At 44.5% G+C, this 26051-nt stretch carries 33 protein-coding genes and 1 pseudogene; 2 read left to right on the top strand and 32 right to left on the bottom strand.

Features of this window, described 5'->3' with window-relative positions; translation table 11 throughout:
* Positions 1 to 27: 27 nt before the first annotated feature.
* The 27 genes from J2X61_RS27550 to J2X61_RS27420 all read right to left on the bottom strand — a co-directional run bounded on the left by J2X61_RS27550 (position 28) and on the right by J2X61_RS27420 (position 20156).
* The gene (locus tag J2X61_RS27550) at positions 28 to 282 is read right to left on the bottom strand and encodes a hypothetical protein (RefSeq protein ID WP_310192494.1); all 255 of its coding nucleotides are present in this window, start codon (positions 280 to 282) and stop codon (positions 28 to 30) included.
* Positions 283 to 287: 5 nt separating this feature from the next.
* On the bottom strand, positions 288 to 857 hold the full coding sequence (locus J2X61_RS27545; RefSeq protein WP_310192490.1) for a putative phage tail protein: 570 nt from the start codon (positions 855 to 857) through the stop codon (positions 288 to 290).
* On the bottom strand, positions 850 to 1911 hold the full coding sequence (locus J2X61_RS27540; RefSeq protein WP_310192487.1) for a baseplate J/gp47 family protein: 1062 nt from the start codon (positions 1909 to 1911) through the stop codon (positions 850 to 852). Before J2X61_RS27540 ends, J2X61_RS27545 begins: the two co-directional genes overlap by 8 nt.
* A complete protein-coding gene (locus J2X61_RS27535) occupies positions 1912 to 2307 on the bottom strand; it encodes a DUF2634 domain-containing protein (protein ID WP_310192485.1) in 396 nt (131 codons plus the stop codon). It lies immediately after the preceding gene.
* Entirely contained in the window at positions 2304 to 2660 is a 357-nt protein-coding gene (locus J2X61_RS27530) for a DUF2577 domain-containing protein (RefSeq protein WP_310192482.1), read from the bottom strand. The genes J2X61_RS27535 and J2X61_RS27530 overlap by 4 nt, the downstream gene beginning before the upstream one ends.
* Positions 2660 to 3646: an XkdQ/YqbQ family protein gene (locus J2X61_RS27525; protein WP_310192479.1), complete on the bottom strand. Its 987-nt coding sequence runs from the start codon at positions 3644 to 3646 to the stop codon at positions 2660 to 2662. Before J2X61_RS27525 ends, J2X61_RS27530 begins: the two co-directional genes overlap by 1 nt.
* A gap of 9 nt (positions 3647 to 3655) precedes the next feature.
* Positions 3656 to 4402: a LysM peptidoglycan-binding domain-containing protein gene (locus J2X61_RS27520; protein ID WP_310192476.1), complete on the bottom strand. Its 747-nt coding sequence runs from the start codon at positions 4400 to 4402 to the stop codon at positions 3656 to 3658.
* Positions 4392 to 6473, bottom strand: coding sequence for a tape measure protein (locus tag J2X61_RS27515; RefSeq protein WP_310192473.1), 2082 nt, complete (start codon positions 6471 to 6473; stop codon positions 4392 to 4394). Before J2X61_RS27515 ends, J2X61_RS27520 begins: the two co-directional genes overlap by 11 nt.
* Positions 6474 to 6706: 233 nt before the next feature.
* Positions 6707 to 7126 carry a phage tail assembly chaperone gene (locus tag J2X61_RS27510; protein ID WP_310192470.1) on the bottom strand — a complete coding sequence of 140 codons (420 nt, stop codon included), beginning with the start codon at positions 7124 to 7126 and terminating at the stop codon, positions 6707 to 6709.
* 24 nt (positions 7127 to 7150) lie between these two features.
* Entirely contained in the window at positions 7151 to 7603 is a 453-nt protein-coding gene (locus tag J2X61_RS27505; RefSeq protein WP_310192467.1) for a phage tail tube protein, read from the bottom strand.
* Positions 7604 to 7616: 13 nt separating this feature from the next.
* On the bottom strand, positions 7617 to 8930 hold the full coding sequence (locus tag J2X61_RS27500) for a phage tail sheath family protein (protein ID WP_310192464.1): 1314 nt from the start codon (positions 8928 to 8930) through the stop codon (positions 7617 to 7619).
* On the bottom strand, positions 8931 to 9125 hold the full coding sequence (locus J2X61_RS27495) for a hypothetical protein (RefSeq protein ID WP_310192461.1): 195 nt from the start codon (positions 9123 to 9125) through the stop codon (positions 8931 to 8933).
* Complete coding sequence (locus J2X61_RS27490; protein WP_310192458.1) at positions 9103 to 9549, bottom strand: phage tail terminator family protein; 447 nt, start codon at positions 9547 to 9549, stop codon at positions 9103 to 9105. Before J2X61_RS27490 ends, J2X61_RS27495 begins: the two co-directional genes overlap by 23 nt.
* A gap of 4 nt (positions 9550 to 9553) precedes the next feature.
* Positions 9554 to 9958, bottom strand: a complete 405-nt coding sequence (locus tag J2X61_RS27485; protein ID WP_310192456.1) for an HK97 gp10 family phage protein — start codon at positions 9956 to 9958, stop codon at positions 9554 to 9556.
* Positions 9955 to 10326: an ABC transporter ATP-binding protein gene (locus J2X61_RS27480; RefSeq protein ID WP_310192454.1), complete on the bottom strand. Its 372-nt coding sequence runs from the start codon at positions 10324 to 10326 to the stop codon at positions 9955 to 9957. Before J2X61_RS27480 ends, J2X61_RS27485 begins: the two co-directional genes overlap by 4 nt.
* A gap of 4 nt (positions 10327 to 10330) precedes the next feature.
* Positions 10331 to 10714 (bottom strand): head-tail connector protein, encoded by a 384-nt coding sequence (locus J2X61_RS27475; protein WP_310192452.1) that lies wholly within the window; start codon positions 10712 to 10714, stop codon positions 10331 to 10333.
* Positions 10683 to 10871, bottom strand: a complete 189-nt coding sequence (locus J2X61_RS27470; RefSeq protein ID WP_310192450.1) for a DUF7210 family protein — start codon at positions 10869 to 10871, stop codon at positions 10683 to 10685. The genes J2X61_RS27475 and J2X61_RS27470 overlap by 32 nt, the downstream gene beginning before the upstream one ends.
* Positions 10872 to 10893: 22 nt before the next feature.
* Positions 10894 to 11937 carry a major capsid protein gene (locus J2X61_RS27465; RefSeq protein WP_310192447.1) on the bottom strand — a complete coding sequence of 348 codons (1044 nt, stop codon included), beginning with the start codon at positions 11935 to 11937 and terminating at the stop codon, positions 10894 to 10896.
* 17 nt (positions 11938 to 11954) lie between these two features.
* The gene (locus J2X61_RS27460; protein WP_310192444.1) at positions 11955 to 12326 is read right to left on the bottom strand and encodes a hypothetical protein; all 372 of its coding nucleotides are present in this window, start codon (positions 12324 to 12326) and stop codon (positions 11955 to 11957) included.
* Positions 12327 to 12345: 19 nt separating this feature from the next.
* Positions 12346 to 12975, bottom strand: a complete 630-nt coding sequence (locus tag J2X61_RS27455) for a phage scaffolding protein (protein ID WP_310192441.1) — start codon at positions 12973 to 12975, stop codon at positions 12346 to 12348.
* A gap of 229 nt (positions 12976 to 13204) precedes the next feature.
* Positions 13205 to 14890, bottom strand: coding sequence for a minor capsid protein (locus J2X61_RS27450; protein ID WP_310192438.1), 1686 nt, complete (start codon positions 14888 to 14890; stop codon positions 13205 to 13207).
* Between the two features lie 26 nt (positions 14891 to 14916).
* A complete protein-coding gene (locus tag J2X61_RS27445; protein ID WP_310192435.1) occupies positions 14917 to 16362 on the bottom strand; it encodes a phage portal protein in 1446 nt (481 codons plus the stop codon).
* Positions 16363 to 16369: 7 nt separating this feature from the next.
* Positions 16370 to 16546, bottom strand: a complete 177-nt coding sequence (locus J2X61_RS27440; RefSeq protein ID WP_310192433.1) for a hypothetical protein — start codon at positions 16544 to 16546, stop codon at positions 16370 to 16372.
* 15 nt (positions 16547 to 16561) lie between these two features.
* Positions 16562 to 17803 (bottom strand): PBSX family phage terminase large subunit, encoded by a 1242-nt coding sequence (locus J2X61_RS27435; protein WP_310192431.1) that lies wholly within the window; start codon positions 17801 to 17803, stop codon positions 16562 to 16564.
* Positions 17796 to 18635: a phage terminase small subunit gene (gene terS, locus J2X61_RS27430; RefSeq protein ID WP_310192429.1), complete on the bottom strand. Its 840-nt coding sequence runs from the start codon at positions 18633 to 18635 to the stop codon at positions 17796 to 17798. Before terS ends, J2X61_RS27435 begins: the two co-directional genes overlap by 8 nt.
* Before the next feature lie 74 nt (positions 18636 to 18709).
* Positions 18710 to 18934, bottom strand: a complete 225-nt coding sequence (locus J2X61_RS27425) for a hypothetical protein (RefSeq protein WP_310192426.1) — start codon at positions 18932 to 18934, stop codon at positions 18710 to 18712.
* A 460-nt stretch (positions 18935 to 19394) separates the two neighbouring features.
* On the bottom strand, positions 19395 to 20156 hold the full coding sequence (locus tag J2X61_RS27420; protein ID WP_310192423.1) for a hypothetical protein: 762 nt from the start codon (positions 20154 to 20156) through the stop codon (positions 19395 to 19397).
* A gap of 50 nt (positions 20157 to 20206) precedes the next feature.
* Here J2X61_RS27420 and J2X61_RS27415 point away from each other — a divergent pair, with 50 nt between their 5' ends.
* Together J2X61_RS27415 and J2X61_RS27410 are read left to right on the top strand one after the other, a co-directional pair.
* Positions 20207 to 20674 carry a hypothetical protein gene (locus tag J2X61_RS27415; RefSeq protein WP_310192422.1) on the top strand — a complete coding sequence of 156 codons (468 nt, stop codon included), beginning with the start codon at positions 20207 to 20209 and terminating at the stop codon, positions 20672 to 20674.
* A gap of 448 nt (positions 20675 to 21122) precedes the next feature.
* Positions 21123 to 21323 (top strand): hypothetical protein, encoded by a 201-nt coding sequence (locus J2X61_RS27410; protein WP_310192420.1) that lies wholly within the window; start codon positions 21123 to 21125, stop codon positions 21321 to 21323.
* A gap of 365 nt (positions 21324 to 21688) precedes the next feature.
* On the opposite strand, the gene J2X61_RS36495 is transcribed toward J2X61_RS27410, so the two are convergent.
* From J2X61_RS36495 to J2X61_RS27390, 5 genes and pseudogenes are all read right to left on the bottom strand, one after another.
* Positions 21689 to 21877, bottom strand: coding sequence for a Spo0E family sporulation regulatory protein-aspartic acid phosphatase (locus J2X61_RS36495; protein ID WP_396135514.1), 189 nt, complete (start codon positions 21875 to 21877; stop codon positions 21689 to 21691).
* Positions 21878 to 22011: 134 nt separating this feature from the next.
* Positions 22012 to 22632 carry a CBO0543 family protein gene (locus J2X61_RS27405; protein WP_310192416.1) on the bottom strand — a complete coding sequence of 207 codons (621 nt, stop codon included), beginning with the start codon at positions 22630 to 22632 and terminating at the stop codon, positions 22012 to 22014.
* Between the two features lie 93 nt (positions 22633 to 22725).
* Positions 22726 to 24015, bottom strand: a complete 1290-nt coding sequence (locus J2X61_RS27400; RefSeq protein ID WP_310192413.1) for a DNA methyltransferase — start codon at positions 24013 to 24015, stop codon at positions 22726 to 22728.
* Positions 24016 to 24248: 233 nt separating this feature from the next.
* Complete coding sequence (locus J2X61_RS27395; protein WP_310192410.1) at positions 24249 to 24707, bottom strand: hypothetical protein; 459 nt, start codon at positions 24705 to 24707, stop codon at positions 24249 to 24251.
* 93 nt (positions 24708 to 24800) lie between these two features.
* Positions 24801 to 26051, bottom strand: a pseudogene (locus J2X61_RS27390) (hypothetical protein); the annotation flags it as partial.

Below are 26051 nucleotides of genomic sequence, written 5' to 3'. Positions count from 1 at the left end.
ATCCCCTTTCTAAGCGACACACTCCTTTTATGGTGCGTATTTTTTAGCTGTTGCAAGTTGTGCCAGTGCCCATTGCAAGGTTACTGCGTGCATTACTGCCGTAGGATCAGCCGGGAGTGTTATACCGTTTCCCGTGAATACCGGATTATGAATCGGTGCAACTTTGGCATCAATTGCGTCCATGTTATCATCGATCAATGTTTTTGTATTAAAATACGTGGTCGTCGGAGAGCTCCGATCAACCTTGTTCAATCCTAAATTTGGCGTTGTTGGAGTAGCCAAAATATTCACCCCCATGCAAGATGATCAAGCGTGGTATGCTCGATTTCGTAAATTGTCATCACCTCAACTTCGGCAATAGATAAATAACGGAATTTGTAGACAACTACTAAATGAGCAGGTTTGATGGCCTCTATAGCCGCGCGAACATCCTCCATGTTTGGAGGCGCGCCGAGGAAGCCTGAAAAGTTAATTGTAATCTGATATAGTGCCGGGTTCTGAGTTACTTCGATTGTTCCGTTTTGGTAGCTGCTGACGACTTTCTGAAGCAGCTCCACTGTAACCGTACCGGTTCCACGAATCTTTGACTTGATAACAGAACGCCGCTGAGCATAAGGCTTGCTGATGTCTGTCTTTATCCCTAAAAAGTCCTCCCAGTATGAAAGCCCCCAGGTCGCACGATCAACAATAGCCTGGTTGATTGCGTCGTCCAAACTCCCGTTGAGATCATCTATCTCGACGCCTTCAGTCTGCATTAATGCGCGGGCTTCTTGGATCTCCTCGTACATATCCGGCAAAGCTTCAAGCATTCGGACGCCGGAAGGGCTTGTAATTTCAATAAGTTTTGTATCACTCATTAAACGTCACCGTCCCAGTAACAGCAACAGACCCCGCCGAAATTGTGATGTTACCATTTGCCCCGTTGATCAATAGAGATGTGTAATCTCCTACGCCAGCGATTCCTAGTAGTAAAGCGCCGGCCCTCGCGTATTTGACTGAAGGATCGTCAGAAAATGCGATGGCTGATAGGTATTCTGTGAGCGCTGCTGTAAAATCTGCCTTAACTTGCGCAATAGTACGCGAGCCATCAAGCACGATAGTTCCCGATACGTCGATAGATACACCAATTGCCGCTGCTACCGTTACGCCTGCGCCTACCGGAGACTTACCTTCACCCATGGCCTCTATCGGGTCAATATACTCTTGCACGTTGTCCACGAGTGTCGAGCTTGCCGGTAATTTATTGGCGTCGATAATGATCACCTTCACGGTTCCCGGTCCATTCCATAGCGGGAGCACCTGCGCCCCACCTACGCCGTCAACTTCAAGCGCCCAACGCATATAATCCGCTTTGTTGCCGCTCGTCGCCGGAAGTTTCACTTCCTGGAAGAAACGCGCCCTGTATTCATCGTCACTCTCTTTTTCGGTACCTGGGATGAGCGCATCTGATAGCGTGGCCGTAACAAGATTAGGTACGTAGTCAATTGGGAGCATTGCGCCATAGTATTGATTTCCGACGCTTCCCAGGACCTCACAACGCAGCTCAAATTGACCTGTAACGATCTTTTGAATCACTGCGTAGGTTATACCTGATATAGAGAACCTGGAGCCGATTGGGACATCTAAAGGCGCGTTATCCGCTGCCGCAAATATACCTTTACGGATTGCATACGTCGCCTGATTTCTCGTTAATCCGAAAGGCTCCGTGAGATCATCCAAGTTCTCATCGTGTGCGGTTTGCGGGAATACCGCTTTTAACTGACTGTCCAATTCAACATAAACCTGTGCGAGCTCCATAGCTGCCGGCGCGAGAGCATCATAAATCACGCTCCCAGGACGTTTGTCTAGATCATTAGGAACCCGGCCCATCATCCGTTGCAGGATTGTTCCGAACGTTTGAGATTCATACATTTAGTTAACCTCTTTTGATGTTTGATAGCTTCCGTATTGAGAGATAACAGTGAATTCAGCCAAAGCGGAATCACCATTGAATGTGACTTTCATATTCTCAACCGAGGTAATACGATCATCTTGCAATAAAGCATCTTGGATGCGCCGGCCAAGCTCCGAACGAACAAAGGAATTACTCTTTCCGAGTAATGAACCATACTCGCCGCCATAGCCCGGGCCATAGATGAGGTATTCAAAGCGCTCCGTTTCCATGATCTTATATACTGCTTGTTTAACCGCTTCTAGGCCGTCAGTAATGCCCACAATCCGATTGTTCGCAGTGTCGATATAATATGTTTTACTAGGTTGCTGCGCCTGCTGTAACTGCGCATTGCCCGCACCTCCTGTTGGAATCATTCGCTCACCGCCATTCGATCAAAGATGAGATACTGTTTACCACCTTGCATCCGAAACATGATCACCGTGTCGCCAGCCTCCAGGCCGCGCCGGATCACTAATTCCTCAGTTAGCGCCGGACCTGTTGTTCCGCCTGGATAGCTGTGTGTGTGCTCCAGGCCGATTTTAAATTCCGTCAAACTCTCAGGAACAATTAAAAAATCCTCATCGAGTGAGAACCGCTGATCAACGGTTACTTCGAGAGGACTCGTATTTGTTACAACGCCGAACATGACCGTGACGGGAGCACCTTGATTTACCGCACCTACGCCGGCTTGCTTAATGGTATTCGCCAATAGCGTTATATTGTTCATCAATACACCTTCAATTCAAGTGTCATCTTATGATCATTACCTTCAAATTTATGCGTACACTCATCCACTAGAAAATAGTTGTTAATACTCAGATCAGCGATATTAATAGATACTGAGCAGCCGGCACGGACCCGGATGTCTCCAATGGCTTCCAAGGAAAACGTCCGCGTTTCTCGGTTCTTTAATTCGAGTAACGTCTTTTTGATTTCATCTACCTGTGCCGCATTTAACTTATCGTCTACCTTTTGGTAAAGCTGCAATCTTCCCCACTTTGCAATAGTTTCACTGTCCTGTTCGATATACACGTTCCGCCCTATAACTTTCGATGTCTGCCCCTTCTCATCGCTCTTAATATCTTGAACAATCTTGATCCTATTGTATGTGTCCGAATCGATGGATCGAGACAACTTGTAATCATATGCCAAACTTAAATCACCGATGGATAGATCTATTTTCCAATCCTTAATATCGGTCAATGTGAGTTCACCGAAATTGTCAAAGAAGACATAGGAATGACCGGTCGAACGCGTGGTATCTGAAAGAGCGTTGACGATGATATCGAGAAGCTTGCTGCCATCCTCAACCGTCCGGGGAATCTTATATGACGTATCTGCAAGGGTACCGCACTTAAGCCCGGTATCGCTGGCAATCTTCTTGATGATGTCGGTTGCGCTCGTATTCTTGAATACATACGTGTCGCTTCCCATCAAATACCGGACCTGATCATATGCCGTCACCTTAACGGCTTCGTCCCTGCCTGAGTCGACCGTGAACACATAGCCATAGAAAACAGGTTTATCATCCAGTGTAACCCGCACAACGTCACCTGTATTGCATTGGAATACTATATCCTGATATACGCCACCGTCGATGAAAGTGAATTCGACACTAGCGGCCTTCCCAACTCTGTTTGTTTTAAATGTCAGATCAGAAACGGGAAGATCCCACATATTGCCGTCTTTATTATCAATTATTACTTGAAGCATGATGTCACCTCACACCGCCGGGAGCTTCAATACGCTGCCTGTTCTAAGCTTCTTAATAGCCTCGTCGGTCAATCCATTGAGCTTCTGAATGTCTTTGTATCTCGAACTATCCGGCATTCCCGAATCGTCTGTATATAGACGCATGGCTATCTTTGTTAATGTGTCGCCTTCTTTCATCGTCCATGTTGACGGCCTGATTCTCTCGTCCGGTCGTCTCGGAGACTGCGGTACGGAAAAAGCGATCCCGGCATCATCCGTCTGCACCGTAACCCGGCGTGCAGCGTAAAAGACATATTCCTTCAACGTAATACTGTATTCAATGTCCCCAGGAGAACCGGCTACTTCCTTCCACGTGAATTTATCGACAGACACCGGAAGATTGAGTTCTTGACCGGAGAATCCCTGAGAAGATAGACGCTGTTCATATTGGCCGGTGTAGATGAACCGGATAGGCCGCTTTGTCGCCATCCAATCTTCAATTGCTCGAATATAATACATCGGCTCATAAAGTGTCATCGTTGCGAGGAACGGGTAAAACTGCGCCGGAAATAGTCCATTGAATTGAATAATCCGCAACTTAGGGCTCTTGATGACATTGATTTCACCGCCCCGGACCTCAGAACGGCCATCATTCGCGCCTATGGTATCGTATGTCTTCCCGTTGCTGCCTCCGCTCACTTCAATATCTTCAGGATTGACAGGGAGTTGAAAGCCCTCCTGATTGTTGTTATATCTTAGATGTATCTCATAGGCCATCGTACACTACCCCATCGACTGAACTATCCATGTGTGTTTTCAGCGCTACCGCAAGCATACCGGCCATGTCTTCAACGCTGCCTTGTTGGTGATAGTGATTATCTCCTGTCACCTGAACCGTTGGCGTGAGCGTAATGAAGTTTTGGATACTCTTCATTTCCGCTAGATCGCGCATTGCTTTTAAATCCTCATTTGAGATATCAACTGTGTCTCCTATCTTGCCGACTTCGTCCACTTTGCCGATATTCGGAATTGTATCCCAGCCGTCGCCTAGTGCGCCGCCGACCTTATCGAACATGCCATTCATTGCGCCATATCCATTATTAAATGCCGTTCCATAATCCATCTGCCCCATGCGATATTTTGATAGATCAAATACATTCCGGTTAGATGTTGGGGCAGCCATGTCTAATTTGCTCGTATCGAATTTAGGAATGACGCTGATTTCCTTTCCGGAGATCTTGTTAAATCCTTCGATAAGCACATTCAATGCGCTCACAATGCCGTTAATAGCTGTCCAGAAGAATTCGGCGATGCTTTTTCCCAGATCGAAGAATAACTTTTTCACAGCATAAACCGGATCTATAAAGATGTTCCCCAAGAAGTCAACGAAAGCTAGGATAATATTCCATGCCAGTGCGAAGCCGTTATGAATGATAGCGAATGCGGTCATGAATACACCCGCCACGACTCCCATGACTTGACGCGTCGATACACCGAACTTATTCAGAATGACGAGCAGTAAGGTGATAGCCGCAACAATAGCCAAGACCGGCCATGATGCGATGGCCCACGTAATAACCCATTTAAGCGCGAATGCTGTCAAAACGAGTCCGACCGCAGCGAGAATGTTCTTAATAACGTTCATGTTATTTACTAAGAAACTGATAAACCATGCTGTCATACTTGCCGCAACCTGTATGCCGCTGTTCATCGTTTGGTAGAATTCTTCCCCGCCTGCGGAATTCATTTCCTTGCTCACTTGCTCAAAGACAACACCGAAAGTCTGTATTGTCTGATTTTTCATAAGCGTCATAACATCGCCAAATGTCTTAGGCATCGTCTTAAACTTCTCATTGATACCGTCAGCAGCAGAGAACAAAGCGCCTTTGATAATATCTGCGGTGATGGTTCCTTCTGCAGACATTTCTTTAAGCTGTCCTTTCGTCTTTCCGGTATACGTCGCAATCGCTTGGGCGAGCATTGGGGCATTCTCCATGATCGATCGGAACTCATCGCCCTGAAGCTTACCGGCCGCCATTGCCTGCGTTAACTGGTACATACCGGCCTGTGACTCTTGCGTAGATGCTCCGGATACCTTGAATGATTTCTGCATTAGTTCTGCAAATGCGACAAGCTCCTTATTGCCGCTGAATGCGTCACTAGCTAGTAAGCCTAATTTAGCGATACTCCCTGCCATCGTCGTATAGTCACCGCGTGAACGGTTGGCCGCAGCGAATACCGCCGCCTGCAACTCCTGCGGCGATTGATTGCCATCGTTAATCAGATTTAGCCGAGCCTGCGCGTTGATATAATTGTCGTTTACCTCCATCGCCTTTTTAGCTGCAGCAATAGCAATGTAAGCCGCTGCAATCTTATCTAGGTTTCCTAACAACCCTCCGGCTGCGCTGGCCCCTTCTCGAATTCGTTGGTTAACCTGGCCTTGCAACGTAAGAATCCGCTGCTCCAGGATTGCGATGCGTTGCAAAGCCGCTTGAAGCTGGGCTGCATTATTGGCGCCGCCACCATTCCTATTAAGCCGCTGTACCGCCGCCAAGAGCCGCAGAACAAGCCTATTCAAGTTATTGAACATGACCGTTAGTGAAGCAGGAAGCTCCAGACAAATACGCGCCGTGATCTGTCCGAGTTCTTGTTGTATTCGCGCCCTGATCGCTGCTGCCTGTGAAATCACGTTTGATGAGTCTAATGTGATTCTAAGATTGATTGTCCCTTGCAAAGTTTGCCTCAACCGGTTAGCTGACACGAGCGTAGAATTCATTGTTCGTTGTGCTCTGGTAAGCGTACTTGAAAACTGGTCAAACAGCTTCAGACTCGCGCCAACTGTAGCCATAAATATCCCCCCTTCTAAGTAAACGCCTCAGTGGTGTCATTTGGCTTTCTTAGCCGCTTCTGCTTCTTTCTTGGAATAAACCTGGATCGCAGCGAACACAAAAGCCCGTTCCTTTATAGGCAACTCAAGTATTTCATGTGGTAACTTCCGTAGCTTATGCAGCGAGTAATAAAGGAGGACGGCTGTTGGATCCGGCTCTTGCCACTCACCTAACTCATTCCGTCCTCCCTCAATTAGTTTTTTGCCTCTTCCACCAATTCATTGATATCTTGATCGAAGCCGTTAATTTCCTGAACCTTAAGCAATAGCTGGGCATATTCACCTGATAGGAGCATTTTCTTGATCAAAACCTCAGCTCCTAGCACGCCGTAAGACTTTTGTAGCTCGGCATCTTTAAGATTAGGGAAAGAAACACTCGCGACTGCCAGTTTGGCGATATACTCAGTTTGATCAACCTCTGTGATGACTTGACCTTTTACTCTTGTACGCTTGGTTGCTGACTTGCGGATTGCGTCATTTTCTTCTTCTGTGATCGAGTGAAGCACCCAAGGAACTGGATTTCCTTCCTTGTCTTTAAACCGTTCAGATACAATCACATCTTCCGTTGATTCAGTTACTACATTACTAGCGAAAAATACACTAATATCACTCATGGGCAATATCCTCCTATATAGCTATTAGCCTAATGTTGGTTTTGCAAATTGGTTCGGCATATCCCAGTCATCGAATGTAAAAGTTACCTCTTCTTCGAGTGTCTCAGCATCCACGTCAAATGCTGCAACAGTCAATTCGTTGATGTTCACACCCTTAAGAATTGTTGTTTGCGGTCCTACAGTAGAACTCGGATCCTCGTTCGTGACCTGGATATCGAAGTAAGTATCTATTCCGTACTTTGTGTACTGCAGCATAATCTCACGGAACTTAGAAGTTACATAGTAAATCGTCATTGAACCTGTTCCAGTAAACCCATTAGCTTTATTCTGGGCGCCGGTTTTACCTAGCGTTCTAATCTCCTTTTTGTTCTTCTGAATTTTTCCCTCGAGCTTTTTAGCGTAGAACATTTCCTCTACTTGGCCCCCAATTGTTGCATAAGCCCGAGCGGACTGGCCGGAGATTGTATCTTTAGCCATTAGAAAAGACATTCTACTTCACCCACACTTTGTTATATATTTTCTCAATCGAATCAACCGGCTGAACGTAATACTGAGCATATACCGCGTCAGATTCATCACCCTGTACGATTGTGATATCTGCTTGCGAGTCGAAGTTCTGTAGAGCTCCGAGCGCCTGCAATCCTTCCAGGTACTTCACGTACTCGTTTTTCAGAAGGTTTCGACCGTCTGAGTCATTATCAACCTTGCCGATGTAAAAGCTATCCGCAACCGTCTTCAGATCGTTATTGATCGCATCCAGAACGCGGATAACACGGTTTTTAGCGAAACGCTTGTCCTTATCCGGCGCGAAGCTTGTAAATGAATTGATATCCTGTTCGACAAGTGCTCGACCTTGATTCTGAGTAAACAGGAATTCACCATTGACGAGTGCAGCTTCAATCTGCGAATTCGTATAGCGAGGCGTTACGTCGATTGCTCCGTCGTAAGCTGTACGAGTCAGGGACTCATTGACCTGCGCGGAAGCTGTGGCACCTGCTACCCATGCAGTAGCCTGAGCAGCCGTAAGGACCGCACCATCTGCCAAAACGACGCCGTTTTTGACGCTGATCACGCCTTCGTAATCCGCTGTAGGATAGTTTTCCATTACGACTTGAATTTTTGTGCCTTCATCATCACGCAAGCGGGCTGCAAACGACGTGTACAGAGCTTTCAGAGTGGGATCTGTAGAAGTCAACGCGATCACGCTGAACTCTTCTAGTTCGATTGCACTCAGATAGCTTGTGTGGTCGCCATTAATGACGGAACCATCAGCGCCGCCGGTCAATTTAGATCCTGCGGTTTGAGTCAATGCACCGGAACCGGTCCAAACTACCCAATCATTCGCCACAAGACCAGCGACTGTCGCGACCGTTTGTTTGTCCACTTCTTCGTATCCCAGAAGAGTACGCACATCAAATTTAGAGACATCATCGACATTCGCCTGAACTACGATTGAAAGGTCATTACCTCTCAGACCGCTGTACTTAGCCGTAGCCGTCAGATTGCCCGCAGTCACAGTACCTTTAGTACCATCCGCCAAACGATACAGTAAAAGCGTCTTAGAACGCTTCAATGCCTCTCTGACTAACAGCATCTTAGGATCTGTGATGTCGTATCCTAAAAGACTTTTAATGTTGTCGCCTGCATTGATGGTCAAAATCTGTTTAGCAGGTCCCCAGCTCAACGCAAGCGCCATACTAACGATACCACGAGCGCCTAGACCGCCAAGCGTGCCGCTAGTAGCGAAGTTAAAATAATTACCTGGGCGAATCTTATTCTGTGATGACCATGTTCCACCGGCCATTTATTGCACTTCCTTTCGATTGAATTGATCGATAATCGCATCGACCTGTTCCCGCGTATACATCACCCCTGCATCCAGCACCGCCCGGATGACATCCTTTTGCAGTCCGGTGTAGGACTTGGAATTCAGAAATTGATCTTTACTGAATGTCGGTGCTGCGGTTGTTGATTCTTCAACTTCCTGCTTTTTTGCCAAACTTCAGCGCCTCCTTCTCCTCAATCTTCTGTATCTTCTGTACTTCCGGTTTCGGTATGAACAGAGGAACGTTCATGCTAATAAAGAAGTGCAGCACGTCCTCTATAACCTCATGACGCGCATTGAATGACCGTACCACGCCGCCCACAGTCTCAATGTACCTAAACGGTTCATAAAGCTGCTCAGCGACCTGCCGGCAGTCTGCCTTTTGCGTCAGGCTGTCCCGACTCGGAAAGTAATGAATATCAAAAAGCAGCGAGCGGACCGAACGACGATTGAGCCCTTTGTCCTCGCTGCTGTTGATCTGCAAAACAAAAAAAGCGGGCTGAGAAAAGCCCTGCTTGATTTGTTCTGTATAGATGGGAACTGTAGAATCGATCTCATTCAAGCGAGAAACGATACCTTTTAGAATTAGATCCTCCATCAACCTACCACCTTAAATGCCTTTTCAAAAACTGCTCCAGCTTGCTCTCGAGAATAGCCGGCATTTCACGTTCTAGCTCTTCAATAGATATTGTGAGCATGAACCGTCCTTCTACCCATCCTTTATGATTTCTGGTCCTATGCCCATATTCTACATATCTTGCATACTCGACCGGATTAATAACTTCTACTTCAATCCCCGTTGGTATTTGAACAATCTGTCCTATAGTCCAACTTCGTCGCAGTAAGCCTGTGTCCACCGGTGTGCGTGCGATCGTCTTGGCTAGTAGTCTCGCAGCCAACTCATTAATGCAATCCTCAAAAAACTTTGGGGCAAGCTCACCTAAAATATCCAGACCCTTCTTAAAATCCTTTAAACCTTCAAAACTAAAATCACCCAATCGACTCATGCGCGGTCCATTTGTTTTAGCATGAGCTCCTGATGTGTAGCGTAACGGAATGGAAGACCAACTTGTTCAAACTTTAAATCCATGCCATTCTGTATAACGCGGATCTCACACCCAGCGTTGATCGTTATATCCGGAGAGATGAACAATTTCGCATCAAAATTAATTGTGGTATCAGTACCAGTACTCATTGAACCCGGCAGTGATGTTTGGGATAACGCACATGGCTCATTCTCCAAAACGATAACCTTCTGTTGGCCCGTGATCTTTGTGAACGGATCCTTCATGGTCTGAAATTCAGTTATCGTACAAAGTCCTTCATACGTCTTTTCTATTGCCGAGCGTTCTACAGAAACCTTACCAAAACCCATGATCTTACCACCTCAGTTTCTTAAACGCTCTAAGCTGGCTTTCATATTGCTGAACGAAGGAAGCGCCTGGCCCTGCCTTAACCAGAGACTTTGCAGTTCCGAAAGTTGTTGTTACATCGCCTCGCTTAACACTCTGCAAGGCTTGTTCTGCCTGTTCAAATTCAGTAACGTACTTTGACCTATACTGATCCTCAGAAATTTGAAGAACAACACGTTCGAGCTCCTGCGGTATTGTTGAGATATTGCACCAAGTGAGTATTCCTTGAATCACTGTCTCAATCGTAAAGATTAACCGGGCATCTTTACTGATATCCTCAATAGGAATATCGAGCAGTTCTTTAAGTTTGCTTACATAGTCATTGATCGTCATCGACATCTTCATCAGCACCAGAAGTGATTACCCCATCCTTCAAGAGAGCCCTTTTATCCTCAGTCAGGACCTCCAGTGTTGTCCCAGCACTATAGTAAGCACCGCGGTATTTAACGTTTTGCTTGAACTTTACCCTGACGGTCTTTGGTTTTTCTTCTTGAGATTTAACAGTCATTTGGTGTTCAGTCCCCTTTGAATTAATTTACTTTTGCAATAAAGATTTGATCGATTCGTTCGAAAGAAGGTAAAGTAATCGCAGACACGATCGTTTCAACGTTCACTGGATGCGGCTCTTTAATCGTAGTAATGGCAACACCGGTATTAACAATAGACACATCCGCTGAGGTACTGCCCGACATTAAATCAGACTCCTCAGGTGTGGTTCCATAATACGTATTTCCAAGTGTGCCCTCAGGAATCAAAGTGAAATAGTCGTCCGGATAAAACAAGTTGCTGCTGCCGTCCTGCAAACCAAACTTTTTATTATAAACTGCAATGGAAACACCTAATTTGTTCTGTAGACACTGCTTCATGAGGGCATCCGTCATAATAATGTTTTGACCGCCTAGAGGATTCATATCTAAACGAATAGCCGTGTTTGAAAGGATGAAATTCCAAGTCTTCCGGGTGCAGATTGCATTAAGCGGTCGTACACCGGTATCGTCTTCAACCGTATCCTGCCATGTTTTGATGTCCCCGACAATATCTGCTGTTGGATCACTCCACTTGTCCGTACTCGTTAATGTTACTGTATGGTTAGCTGGCATCTTGTAGTCGTAATCATAGTTCAAGCGATTAGCTACAATACTGATTTTCCCTGTGGAAAGCAGCTGCATAATCATTCTCTCCGGATTCACCAGTGCACCGCCCACAAGGTTTGTTACATCGTCGTAAATATTTGTGATTAGCGGCATAAGATAGCTCTCATTGTCACTTGCAGCTAACCTATTAAGTTCTTGGCGATCCTTCTCGCCAATGCGCATTGCTTCGCGGAAGAACGGCATTTCAGTTTCAATTTTCTTGAATCCAATTCGATCACGTAGAGTGGCCTTAGCATCAAAAGCGGAAGGTAGCAGAGCAACTGGTAACCCCTTCGAACCTTTAATCCACTTAAGATCAAGACCCAGCTGCTTCTTTGCCGGAAATAAGGTAGCCCCCAGATAAGGAATGGCGTTTGATGTGTTAGTCTCATAATAAGTAGCAATGTTTTTAGCATTGATTAAATCAAAAATTGTAGGCATTTATTAGATCTCCTTTCTTATTTCAAGAATGCAATTTGTTTGAGGGCGGTGATTTCCTCTGGCGTTGGTGCAACAGGAAGTTTAGCTAAATCGATAAAACCATGAATTAGCATAGCGCCTGCAGCAGGTCCGTAAGTAACATCAACATCAGTGAACAATACACCTTCAGCATTAGAAACACCGGTCGTTGTGACAGCCTTCTTAGCCTTTTTCGTAATATCAGTCAAAATGCCATTCCCGATGATGGTGCCGGCCGGTACTATTTTTTTGCCATCTGCGTTAGCAACAATCCCCGTGTCATCCACCGTTACTGCAAGATTTACATAATGATCCGGGAACTTTAAGATTTCTTTTTTGTTGTTCGTATAAATCGTTTCGGTATATTTCATCTACATGACCTCCATTAAATTATTGAAAGTATGACTCCCGGGCTTTATCTAGAGCCTCACCCTGTTTTGCTACCTGTTCAGCCAGCCGCTTTCCAATATTGCTCTGATCATCTCCACCTCCTCCCCCTTTTTCTCTGCCCTCAGCAGGGGCCATCCCCTTAAATAACTGCTGGCCTGATTTTTCAGGAACAAACAAAAAAGCCTTGCTCGTTTGCAGGGCTTTCACTTGTTCTTCAAGGCCACTTTTCAGATTACCGGCATCATCGATCTCAACTTTGCTCTTATCCAATAAACCAATTACCATATCCGGATCATGAACCTTACCGGTTATGGCCATCTTAATGGCTGAAGTAATGCGAAGCTCTTTTAAATCAGCCTCATATTTGTTTGAGGCGGCTTTATTGTCAGACTGTAGCTGAGCAATCTGATCTTGAAGAGCTGTGCTATCACCGGCTGATTTTTTCAGGTCCTCGAGTTGCTTGTCACGGTCCTTCAGAGCGTCCTCGGAAGCCTTTTTCGCATCGTTTACTTCCTTGAAGCGGTGCTCAGGTACCCACCCTTTATAATTGGACTCTACGCCTCCGACAATCGCCGCGATTTGCTCATCGCTTAGTCCCTGCTGTTTCAAAAGCTGCTTTAACCATTCCATGTGATTCATCCTCACTTTTTGTCCCGGTTGTGCCCGGTAGTTTTTGTAAATATGAAAGGCCCAAAATAAAAAGCACCCGGCGCATAGGCTGAGTGCTTTTTAGTCCTTATCAAGTTTTTCGAATTGCTTTCGCTGATCTTCTGTAAGTGGAGGAAGTCCCATCTGCTTTAGAAGATCATCGGCAAAGTCCGTACCCTTCTTAGTAAAGTCAGGAATAAGCGGACCATCCTCATATTCTCGGATAATCTTTTGTTGCTTTGAAGTCTTCGCCATAAATCCACCCCATTTCTAAAACGAGCTCCTGTAATACTAGGTAATCGAAGTAAAGCGGTTGTGCTGTTTTTGACATCATAGCATATTCTTTATCGGTTTGTAACTGAGTCTCTACCCGAATAAAAATTTTTTTGATCAATGCCAGCATCGCGGTAAAGTCGATGCTTTTTTCCTGGGCGCTGATGAAGCTGACGCCGCCGTCATGACCAACTGCAACAATATCGCTAATCGATTGATACAACGCAAGGTTCACAGCGTCTTTCACATTTACCCTGGTACCCTTCGGATGATTATGGGTAAGAATGACGGATCGATCATCAGCAGCCCGCAGAAGTTTGTCCATATCCTCGGACATTTTGACATTATTATTTGTGCCAGCTACACGAACTAATTCATCACCGGTCGTCCTGTCCAAGATGACTAGCTGTTCGTTTCCTGTCTTCCCGCCTTCGCGAGCAATTTCACGATTGATGTTCGCCAGCTTCTCACCTACCTCATCGGAGACATCTGGTAGGTCCGCGTAATAGCTCGCCCTTGGATTGAATCGTCGATTGAAGTCGCCAGCCGGCTCCTCCACTCTGCCGATGTTCTTGATGACCTCTTCGGCCGGCTGCACTTCAGCAACCTCTAGAGGCTTTGTTGCGTCATTCGGCGCGTGCTGCTTTGCCCATTGCTCATAATTCATATCGCCGGGTACATCGTATGTCTTGCCGTCTTCTCCTCGAGCTGCCCGCTGTTTCACATTATCCTCGAAATACGGAATATCTACTGTACGGCACCGGGCATGAAATGGAGCACAGTTAAGCCCAGCGCGTGCTTCTGACACCAGAAAGATACTTCCGTCCATCGTCCTACAAATATCCGATGTCCGCTTATCTAGGGTAGCCACATTCCTGTATTTCTCAATGCTTAACTCCACATATGAAGTTCGGCGAGAAGCGCCTGAGAAATATGCTGACTCCGTCAATATTAAAGTTTCGGCTCGTGCACGAGACACTCCCATTCGTTCAGATAGACGAGTAATCATTTTCTCTGACGAATCCCCTCTGATCAATCCCTGCGTCAAGGTTGTTTGGAGCTCATGGATAAGCCGTACTCGATCTCCCCATATTCTTTGACTAAAATTACTGCCATCCGGAGCCCAGGGAGTGACGAGAAGGTTATTTATTTGCCTGGTATCTAACTTCGAAAAGCTCGAACCATAACCAACGCCCTTCTGTAGTTCAAAAATGCTTCTATAGTAGTTATCCTTATATATGCCATTTAGCAAGGTACTCGTTCCTGCCTGACGATGAGCGCTAAGTAACTCGATCTGCTGTCTCATTTGGATTTGCAAAGACTCTAATCGACTCATACGGGTTTGGATGCTAGCATTTTCTAATTCCTTCATCCAACGTTGATCTATGGCATTCTCTCGGCCGGCTTTAATGTAATCCTCAACAGACCATTTAAATTCTTTTAGCTCACCAGCCTTAAGTATCTGACGAGCAGTTGCCAAATCGATTTCATTATTTTTAGCAAAACGCTGATAAAAAGCATTAATATCCTTCTGAATAGAGGCCATTGCCTTCCCATATTCACGCTTCATGTTCTGGATGTAGGCTTCACCTTTCGCAAGCTGCGCTTCGTTCAGCTGTTCCATTCGCTGAGCCCAATACTCTGCTGACCTCATGCTGAATCACCAGTAATTTTAGTTTCATAGGCGAGATCATCCATTGCTTTTTTTCGATCCGCTTCCAGCCTCTTCATTTCATCCTGAGCGTTGGTCACCCATGGATGATTAGCTACAATCGTCTCTTCTGAAATCACACCCACGCTGTTCTTCGCATTAGTGATGGTATCCATCTCATTGATGAGGATATCTCGGTTCAAAATGAAATCAACAGATTCCTCTGAGAAGTCACCTAAACCGCTGTTTGCAAGGTGTGTGTCAATAAACCATCGCAGCTGCTCGAGACTAGCCTGAAATTCCGTTTCAATATCGTTGGCATCCAGGTCCAAATCCTGATATAGAAACTTTAAAGCAATACCACTAGGACTGTTTCCAAACTTGTCAGACTGCGTATCGACGCCGCGTCCGAATTCGTAAATATCCTTACGATTCATTTCTTGATGTGTCTTGTAAGCTTCGGTATCGATGTCTAAAGAAAGTGTATCTACTGCCCCGTCATCCATTACCTTAACTGCACGAAACACAGAAAGATTTCGCCGAAACTCTCCAAGGTCTTGTCCGTCATAGTTTTTAATGACATAGACGCTGTTCGGCAGATCATCCAAATTGTTCGAGTTGTCACTTTTCTTCCGATCATAATCATCTACCAGTGCTTGAACGAATTTCACCAGCGGCAGCTCATCCTCATGATATTTAAAGCAGACGAAGGGAACCCTTTCCCAATTCAAAGGAACTTCTTTGTCTTCTCCTTCAACGAGTGTGAAGTGGGTACCACTATCGCCGGCTTCAATATCAGGTGTCATGCCTACACCATCGAGTACGAACCTCTTTACACCTGTCGTGTCCCAGAACTCAATTTTTTTGATGACCTTCTTAGTTTTACCTTCATACACCTCAACCTCATAAACACGAATGAGCGCATCGAGTTCCGTATGAGCAGCATCCCGCCAAAGTGGGATACACTCCTCAGAAGGAATCCTTTTAAGGGATAGCTTGCCGGCTGGACTGTAGTAGATATGAACCCAAGCTTTCCCTTTGTTTATTGCCTCACGGCCAACAGACTGCAATAGGCGCAAAAAAGACTTATTAAAGAAATCCTTTAACAAGTCTTCATAGGCTGTATTTTCAGTTTGAATGCTGAGTGGCTTACTAAGCAGATAGCCTACCTTCTGATCAACGAGCTTACGAATGAATCCATGCGGTAATTTGTTGTTAGCCAGATTTGTAGCTTCAATAGAAGCACCGCCTTCCCCGATGGTCATCCGCTTATATTTTAAGACATCATTATCTAGTCCGTAATATTGCTGACCAGTTAACATCAGTTTACGTAAAGGATCTCTCTGCCAATCGCTGACTTCCTGATGGATAATTTCCTCAATACTCATGGCAGACGCGGCGCCGGCTCGGAGAATGGCTGCAATAGTCTGCATATCCGGAGTCAATGTTCACTCACCTCGCCCTTAATTCAAGTAAGATGTTTTCAGAAGTTAGCTCTGCTTCAACAAAAGTAGTTTTATTAGCAAGGCGTTTGAACTCGGAGTTTACTGTCTGTTCTATAACTTGCCAATCTCTATAGCTAACACCGACAAGTAACTCAATGACCTGCCGCAATCGCTGCTCTTCCATACAGTTCCCTCCACATTAATCAAATGAAATACCAGATCCCTTGCGGATTTGCTCCATAGCATAGCGCAGGGCATCCATGGCATGGTTAAAATCATCAATTGGCCTGTTCAAGAAGCGCCCGGTCTTGTCCTGGTCCCACACATAACTGGACAGCTCCATACTGACGTTTGGACAACGAAACTTATGAACGATGATTTCATACTGTTGAAGATACGAAATACCGTTAATCACGCTGTCCGGTCCCTTCTCAGCTGCCCGAATCCGATTTATCCCATAACCCCTAATCTCGTCGATGGACTTAGGCTCCGAAGAATCCGCAATAATCTTTTCTTTCGAGTAGCTTTTCTTCTTGATGATCTCTGCGATCTTGTCATTGGTCATAGCCCCCTCGTAGTGTTCATCGAAGATATAGATTCGCTTCAGGTCCTTATTGACCAGGGCAGCCACAAAGGCACTCGGGTCATTCGTGTAACCAAAATCCAAACCAAATATGGCTTTATATCCTGGCAGCTTGGCAATATCCCGCCACTCAAATTCTTCTTCATGCCAATTCTCATAGATAGCACCTTCCGCAATCCCCCAGTTACCCTCGCCTTCCACACGATAACGTTTCGGCTTATGAATCTTCATCCATTCAAATAACTCCCGGTCATCGTCCCCCAGGAATTCATTACATAAAAACGTTGTTGTTAAAGCTAAGATGTTTGGATGCGACACATCAAAAAAACGCTGCTTCAACCAATGGCGTTCATTCCATGGGTTAAAAGTCAGCGTTAGTTGTTTAAAATACCCTTCCGGCAGTTCCCCACGGATGGACATATCAATTTTATCAAAATCGTCTTCATTTAATATCTGATAAGCTTCTTCAAACCAGGCCCAACACAAATACCCCGTATCCACCGTAATCGAGGTGATAGACATCGGGTCATCAAGGCCGCGGAATAAGATCTTTTGGCCGGTCGGCTCATATGTTGCCTCGAGAGGGCTTTTCTTGAATTGCCACAAGTGAGCAACGCCTAACCGACGTGTAGCCCATTTAAGCTGAGCAAAGGTAGAATCTTTATGTGTATTGAATGTCTTCCGTATTACAAGCGTATTTGCAAGTGGCAGCTTCATCATGTGATAGATATGCCAAAGCGCTGCTGTAACACTTTTCTTTGAACCCCTGCCACCTTTAATTACCCGGTACCGGCCACGGAACCTCCAGAAATCTACGTATCCCTTACCAATGGTCTGCTGAAGGCTAACTTCACTCATGTAAGTCATCCTTAAATACGACTGGATCCACAATATTAGTATTGTTCAGTGTATTAACTTCAGCTTGGAGCTTTTGAATCCGGAGATCTCGTTCTGCATCTATAAACCGGTTCTTTAACTCGATTGCTTTCAACTTCTTATCCTGGACCCGGGTCAAGGCTTCTTCAAGTCGCAGCAGATCATCAATCACCCTGATATCTGATTCCTCTACTTTCGTAGTCACCAGCTTATCAATCGGTACAACCACGCTTCTGGTTTGGCCCGTCTTCTCATCATGAACGGTCTGAACGTCCTTCACAGTGATTCTCTCCTGCAGGACCTTTCGCTGCTTCTCTGACAATGCCTTTCGAAGATTCTGGATCCGCTGCAGCATACGGCGTTCCCTGATTGAAAGTAAAGTAATTGTTTCATCCGCTTGTTTAATTGGGTCAGTCTCAACCAGGCGAACCAGCTCTTGCTCATCTTCTTCAAGCGTATCCATCCAAATAGTTTCAAACTCACCGGTGGTTACTGCTTTCTTATTACCAGGCGGGCCACCATGACCGCCTCGGTTGCCAAGAGCATTTTTACTACCCTTAGGAGCCCCGCCCTTGTTTCCGACAGCATTCTTATTACCTAAAGGAGCGCCTATTCGTTTGGTAACGTTACCTTTCTTTTCATTAGTAACGTTACCTTTCAAGGCATCGTCCCATTTATCCTGGCTCTTCCATTTCCGAATTTGAGTTTCCCCAAGGCCGAGCTCTGCAGCGAGGTCCTTGAGTTTCAGTTTGCCGTTACTACCGAGCCATATTTGTTTAGCTTTATCCCTGTCGGGGCTGCGTTCTCTCGGCATTACATATCACCCACCTCCGGTAATCGTGATCAAACAAAAAAAAGAGCCAAATTGACTCTCAGAACTAGTCGCTACTATACCTCTTTCTGAAGCTCCAGATCAATCTCAATCAGCTTCTTCAGATCCTCAACCGTCTTAATCTCGATCCGGCCATCCTGAAAGTCCTTCACCCAGCGAGCAATACCGGCTTGAATGATTTTACGATACTTTGACTTGGACTCCAGAATACTTTCGATTAATGCAAGTTCATGCTTAAGCAATAGCTCTTCATTCTCTTTGTTCGTATTTTCATCTTTCAATTGCGAACACTCCCAACTTTCGTTAGAATAGATGTGAGATCATGCGTTCGCATAACCGTGGCCACGGCAAACATGATCTCACCGGGAGTGTTCCGGTGCTTGAGAAGGACGTTAGTGCGTCCTTCTTTTTATTTAGTTAGAATTTTAGAATACCTTTAACACCACTTGTTCTGTGATAGATTCCTTCTTCTCGATCGCCTATTTTTACAATAAATGGTCTTTAGTCTAACTTAATAAAGATAGTAGTCCATCCCTAAATTAAACTTCTCACGTACAATGAACCATCTCTATAGGGAGGTGTCATTATTGAGTTGTAAAGATGATAAAAAACGCTGTAAAAAGAAAACAATAATTGTTTGCCCTCCGAAAGGAAATAAAAAGAAGCGTCGCCTTCGAGTTATTAAAAAAATAGTACGAGTAACATGCCCCCCGCCTAAAGTGAATGTTACAACTCCGACGGTTATTGGCCCCGCTGGACCTCAAGGCCCTGCCGGACCTGCCGGCGGCCCTCCTGGACCACAAGGACCACGAGGGCCAGCTGGAGCAGTAGGACCAGCTGGACCAAGAGGACCAGCTGGAGACACAGGACCAAGAGGACCAGCTGGAGCAAGAGGACCAGCTGGAGACACAGGACCAAGAGGACCAGCAGGGCCAGCTGGAGCAGCTGGAGCAGCAGGACCAGCAGGGCCAGCAGGGCCAGCAGGACCAGTAGGACCCGCAGGACCAGCTGGAGAAACAGGAGAAACAGGACCAGCAGGACCAGTAGGGCCAGCAGGGCCAGCAGGGCCAGCAGGGCCAGCAGGGCCAGCAGGGCCAGCAGGGCCAGCAGGGCCAGCAGGGCCAGCAGGACCAGCAGGACCAGCTGGAGCAGTAGGTCCCGCAGGACCTGCAGGAGAAACAGGAGAAACAGGACCAGCAGGACCAGTAGGACCCGCAGGACCTGTAGGGCCAGCAGGACCAGTAGGGCCGGCAGGACCAGCAGGACCAGCTGGAGCAGTAGGTCCCGCAGGACCTGCAGGAGAAACAGGAGAAACAGGACCAGCAGGACCAGTAGGACCCGCAGGACCTGTAGGGCCAGCAGGACCAGTAGGGCCAGCAGGACCAGTAGGACCCCAAGGACCCCAAGGACCCCAAGGACCTCAAGGACTTCAAGGAGCCCAAGGCCCTCAAGGGATTCAAGGACCTCCAGGGCCAGGAGGTGGGGGATTAATTCCATTTTCAACGGGCATCATTCTTAGTGGTGCTGCAGTAGTATCAGCTGCCCCAATTTTAATGGGTTTTGGTAATAGTACGGTTGAAGTTATTGACGGTTCTGGAGAATCAACTATGCCACCCGAAGCAGGTGGTTTTGCTTTCCCAATTCCATTTAATGGTACCGTTCAAAACCTACAAATAAGTGCAGATTTATTGGTTGCATCTGTGGTTTCTATCAATACTCTCGGTCTTGAATATGTTTTTACAGTATTCCGGGCACCATCAGTTCCTAATAATGGGATTGATCATATTTCTTCACCTTACCTGACAACTGCGCTGACTAGTTCGGTTAGATTCGGGTTTCCGAATAATATCATTACAGCTGGTACTTTCCGTACTGCAACGAATTTAAATCTTGGATCATTAAATGTTTCCGCAGGTGATCGTATTGGTATTCGTGTAAGGACACTTGCGTCCACAGATCCCTCAGCAGCCGATATCACACAACTATCGTTTAGCGCCAGTCTATCTTACACTCCTTCTTAATATCTCTTTCAGCATTGCAGTTAACCTTGTTTCATGAATATGTTACCAGAAAACATTCTCTATATTAAATCTGCATTACTACTAGTTCAATGTTTTGCACGAGAACTATGCAACCTCAGTTCGAACTAAAAGCACAGCCTCAATCCCAGTATAGTCATAGATTCTCTACTTACATTGATATAAGGCATCAAAAAAAACCGCCAATTCAAAAGGCGGTTTTTTATTTGTTATTAAACGTTTGCGTTAGCGTAACACAAGTCAAACTACCTATTTATCCTATTTACATAATTAAGAATAATAATTCTAATTGCCATACCCATTCCAAGACCGAAGAGAAGGAATAGAAACGGTAACCACATCGGACCAAGCAGAACTCCGAAGATCCTGAACTTGGTTGAGTAAATCATACCAACCGTTAACAAATATGCGGCAAATACGAACGGAAGAAATGAAAGAGGAACTTTCGCTCCCCCAACATCACGATAACCATCCCACATCGCAAACATATATAGGCAGGGGTAAAACATTAGCCATTGATAATTGGCTTGCTCGATTGCCTGATTTATTTCACCCTGAAAACTCAAATGTTTTGCAAGGAAATTATGCAGCTACAGTTCGAACTAAAAGCACAGCCTTAATCCCGGTATAGTCATAGAATCTCTTCTTACATAGTGTTCCGGTGTGGGAGAAGGACGTTAGCGCGTCCTTCTTTTTTTAAATAAAAAAACTCACTCCAAATGGAATGAGTTGCTTCTCGATTGTTGTTCTTCTATGGTATGGACAGAAAAGGTATTTTGAATATTACAGCAGCCAGCATAAAATAAATTTGAATTCACATAATGGAAGCCCGATTTAAAGATCATCTCTTGCTCTGAATAGTTTTTAATATGAATTTGTTTACATTGAACACAGAAATAGCAATTCATAGTCATAAATCGCCCTCCTTTGTCTACTATTTATTATAGACAGAAGTATATGCGAACGAAAGAGTACTAAGAACACTTGATCAAATTTTTATGAAATGTGTTTATTTAAACTACTATGAAACTCATTTAATAGTATATCGAGTTCCTGTGACTTACATACGATTACATCGCTATTCATTGAGATACCCTCCAAATACATTTGAACCAATTGTTGTCTAAGTGTCTCAATTTCTTCTGTCAATTTTGCTAGGTTCAAATCAATCTTGTCCCTTCTCATTGAGGTATTGGGACTATTCTACTATTAGCCTCTCATTAAGGCAATTTTTATTTTTCCAAAATTATCAAATAACAAAGAAAGATATTATATTTAGAAAAAGGGAGCAGTTTGCCGCCAACTGCTCCCGAACATTTTTATCGTGCTTTTTCTTTTCTACGCCAAAAATTAATGTTATACTCTCGTTTAACGTTTTCATCCGGCTTGGTTTTCTCAAAATTATTCATTGTACTTATCCAGTATGAGATTAAAAAAATTGAAGAATGAATAAAGAAATCATATGTGTGAAGCCAACCTTTAGGGTTATAAAAATGAAGTTTTTCAAAAATAGGTTCTAAAATAAACGCACCTACCAAACCAAAAACAATTGCTTTTATAAAGGGATTAATATTGGGTTTCAATTGAATAAAAAACATGACTGCTACAGGTAATAAGCACCAATCAAAAACAATAGACGCCCCAGGAAAAAAGGGGATTAATTCAAAAGGATATGACCATTTTCCTAACGAGAACGCGATTCTCTCTATGACAGCGGAGAGAATCATAGAGGTAAAGCCTGCTAAAAGTAAACGACCCATGCTTTCTTTTTTTCCAAACGTAAACCAAAGTGCCCATGGTATAATGATTAATGCAATTCCAAACCACCATGACCATGTAAATAAAAATGCGTGCTTTAATGCATTGTTCATCAAACTATTTGCTTCATATATTTTTTGAAACCCCTGCTCAACTTGTTGTAATCCTTCTTCGATGCTCATTTTCCTTTCATCCCCCTGGTTCTTCAATTCTATACTCATGTACGATATGTTTATTTTATCCAGTTGGTTTGATATTCAATCAACGCACTAAAACTAAGCAGCCTCCACTCGAACTATAAGCACCGGCTCAATCCCTGTCCACTCATGAAATCTCTTCTTAATCACATCACAGAAAACAGGATCCAGCTCTAATGTCCTGCAGGTCCGGTCCATCTGCTCGCAAGTCATAAGCGTAGATCCACTCCCGCCAAAGAAGTCCAAAACAATATCACCGCGTTGGCTGCTGTTTCCAATCGGAATCTGTAGGAGCTCCAGCGGCTTCTGCGTTGGATGAACATACTTCGTGACGTCACCTCGAGACACTTCCCAAATTGATTCAGGTTCGGGCAGCTCCTGGGGCAATCCAGCCTTCCAAATAGTCGTCTGCTTCCTATCCCCATACCATGCCGGCGACTTCCCTTTCAAGTGCGCGTAGAAAACCGGCTCGTGTTTGTATCGATACTGGGACCAGCCAAAGGAAGCAGCGTTCTTAGACCAAACACACTGTGATCTAACAACGATGCCTGCCGCATTCATCGCGTTCTCGAATTCTCGCTGATACGAAGAAGGATGAAAGACATAGATGGCAGCCTTTGGGTCCATAACTGAGGCATAACAATTAAATACACTATTTAAAAAGCCCGCAAACTCCTCTGCGGGCATGTCGTCATTCATAATTGTACCTCGACCATCTGCAGCCAACCTGGCTGAATCACTCTCAACGGCCACATTATACGGTGGGTCAGTAACAACCAGCGCCGCTTTGGCGCCCTCCATGAGCTTCTGAACATCGGAAAGCTTGGTTGCATCTCCACATACCAAGATATGCCTTCCTAGCTGCCACACATCGCCGTATCGAGTCTCAGGCTTCTTAATCTCATCCAATGCACGCTGTACATCGAACTCATCTTCCTGAACCGGTGTAATAAGCTCTGTGTCCGAGTTCAAACCATGAAGCAACTGATTAAGCTCGTCCAATTGATAACCAGTCTGTAGTGACAACTCCTCAATCGAATAATGAGCTGAAAGCTCCTCCAGCAGCGATGCAAGCAGCTCCTCATTGGTCCGGCCGCGTAGATGGCTCAGGCTAATCGTTAAGAGCTTAGATTCCTCATCGCTTGATTCCACGACAACGCAAGTAAGCTCGGTAAGTCCGGCCTCCTTAGCCGCCTTCCAGCGTTTCTCCCCCTTAACGATTGTCATATCACTCCGTATCAGGATCGGCTGCAGTACTCCGTGCATACGAATGCTTTCAACTAATGATTTATAGATATTATCGTCCATTTCATTTGGGTTCCAGCCGTTAGAGTTTATATGCTCAATTGCAATAGTTTCAATCTTCAAGGTAGTTCCTCCTTGTGTTATGTCGGATTTTCAGTATATAAAGAAGCACCAAATAAAATAGAACACTTCTAAGTTCATGTAATTAATCCCTTCATATCTAGGTGGCTCCTGTACGACAAAAAGAGCCGCGTTTCAGCGACTCTTAGAGTATTTATTTCTATAAGGCTTTTTTCGTTCAAAATGATAAAGTATAAAAATTCATCAGTTAACAATATGATATCTTTCGCAAGTCATTACTTTAAAGTTAATTCTGTTATATCACAATTATTAATATTAAATTGTTTTAATATCACAAAAGCTTTTTCAGATACTACTAACTTTGACTTTCTACGACAAATGTCATGCTCCGACCATCGAACTACACTTACACCGTCAATTTCCACTTCACCTAATGGAATAAGCCATTTAAATTCTGGAAGTGTTCTATTGGGATATAATTCTTTAAAAGTTTCTGAAGTACTGACTTCTACAGTTTTAAATACATACCCAGTTAAATCACTACGTGATATAGCATCAGCCAGTCTTTTTGATACAATAAAACAAGGATTCGTAGTTACTAAGTCATCTCCTAACCAACCCTCAAATACAAAATGAAGATGTACTACTTCTTTAATCTTTCCACTTTCATAAGTTAATAGGGAGTTTTCACCAATACCTCCTGGAACTTCTGGTTCCAATAAATAAAACTTCATACCTAACACCCCATTTTATGATTTAGATGACTCTTCTTACATAAATAGTTTTTTTATTTGCTGTAATAAATGATAATATTTTGATAACTGTTTTTAACGAGAAGGTTTAAAACTGCTTCCAAACAATCTGTCAATCTCTGCTGCTTTGTTTAAGAAATTTTCTTTTGTTAAGGCTATATCACCGTCATCAATAGCACTATAGAATCTATTCCATTCTTTACGAATTTTAGAAAGATGAATATCGCTATTCACTTCTTTGGGTATTCCTCTTAAATTCGAGTATGACTGTATCTCAGATTCCGTGAATAATCCGGGATATTTTGTAAGTACTTGCTGTTCAATAGCATGATGTACTACTACATTAAATTCAAGTTCAGGATGTTCTGCAAAAAAGGTTCTTTTATAATTTTTATCAACCTTTTGAAGTTCCTCATCTTCTTCAGCAAATTTTGCAAATTTACTCTCATCAGAGTTCATAGCTGCTTGAGCTTTATCGGCAACTACTCCCGCCGCGGACCCTACAAGTGTACAGACTCCTGATGCGACTAAAGCACCTACAGATTCAACCTCAATAGCTAGTGCAATAGGTGCACCTGTTCCACCCGAACCTGCTAATACAGCTAAACCACCTACAAATGAAACACCTGCTTGCGTTAAGGCAGCGGCGGCGGCGGCAATTGATCCGTATTCAATAACTCTAGCTGCAACCATTATACCATACTCGGTATAAGCTTTAGATTTTATATAATAATAATCATCCTCAGCTTGCAATTCTGTTATTCCAGCAACCTTGAATACTAATGCTTTTATATTTTTATTATTTACCAACCAATTCCAGAGACTAGGATCAGCGAAAGTTGAATCAATTATACCTGTTGTGATTCCTAGGTTCACCATTCTCCAGTCAGCTGTCGTCATAGCCGCTTCGTCAAATCCTAAGGAATTTAAGAGTATTGCCTTTACTTGATCAACTTTATCGGTTACATCCACGATAATATCATCGAACATACCTAAAGTATTTACATTCTGAATTTCATCTAATGATGTTACAGTTGCTCCGCCGCCACTCCCAGGAATTGAAGCATAGGTGTTATTACTTGTCCACTCGCCGTTTGTATAATTATATACGACGGCATAACTACTCCCGTTATCACTTACTCTCGCTTCCATATTCGATGATGCTGAATCTGGTTTTTGTATATAGAGAGTTTTATTTCCAATGGTCATTTTATACCAGGTATGTGCTTGTACAGTCCATGATTTGGGAGATCCACCTAAGCTTGGGTTATTACCCGAACCATCAACGGCATACGCGACAACCTGATACGTTCCAGGTGCATATCC

This window comes from Bacillus sp. 3255, from assembly GCF_031456485.1.
Lineage (GTDB): Bacteria > Bacillota > Bacilli > Paenibacillales > NBRC-103111 > Paenibacillus_E.
The sequence above is the reverse complement of the archived record's forward strand: the minus strand, read 5'-3'. Positions and strand labels throughout refer to the sequence as shown.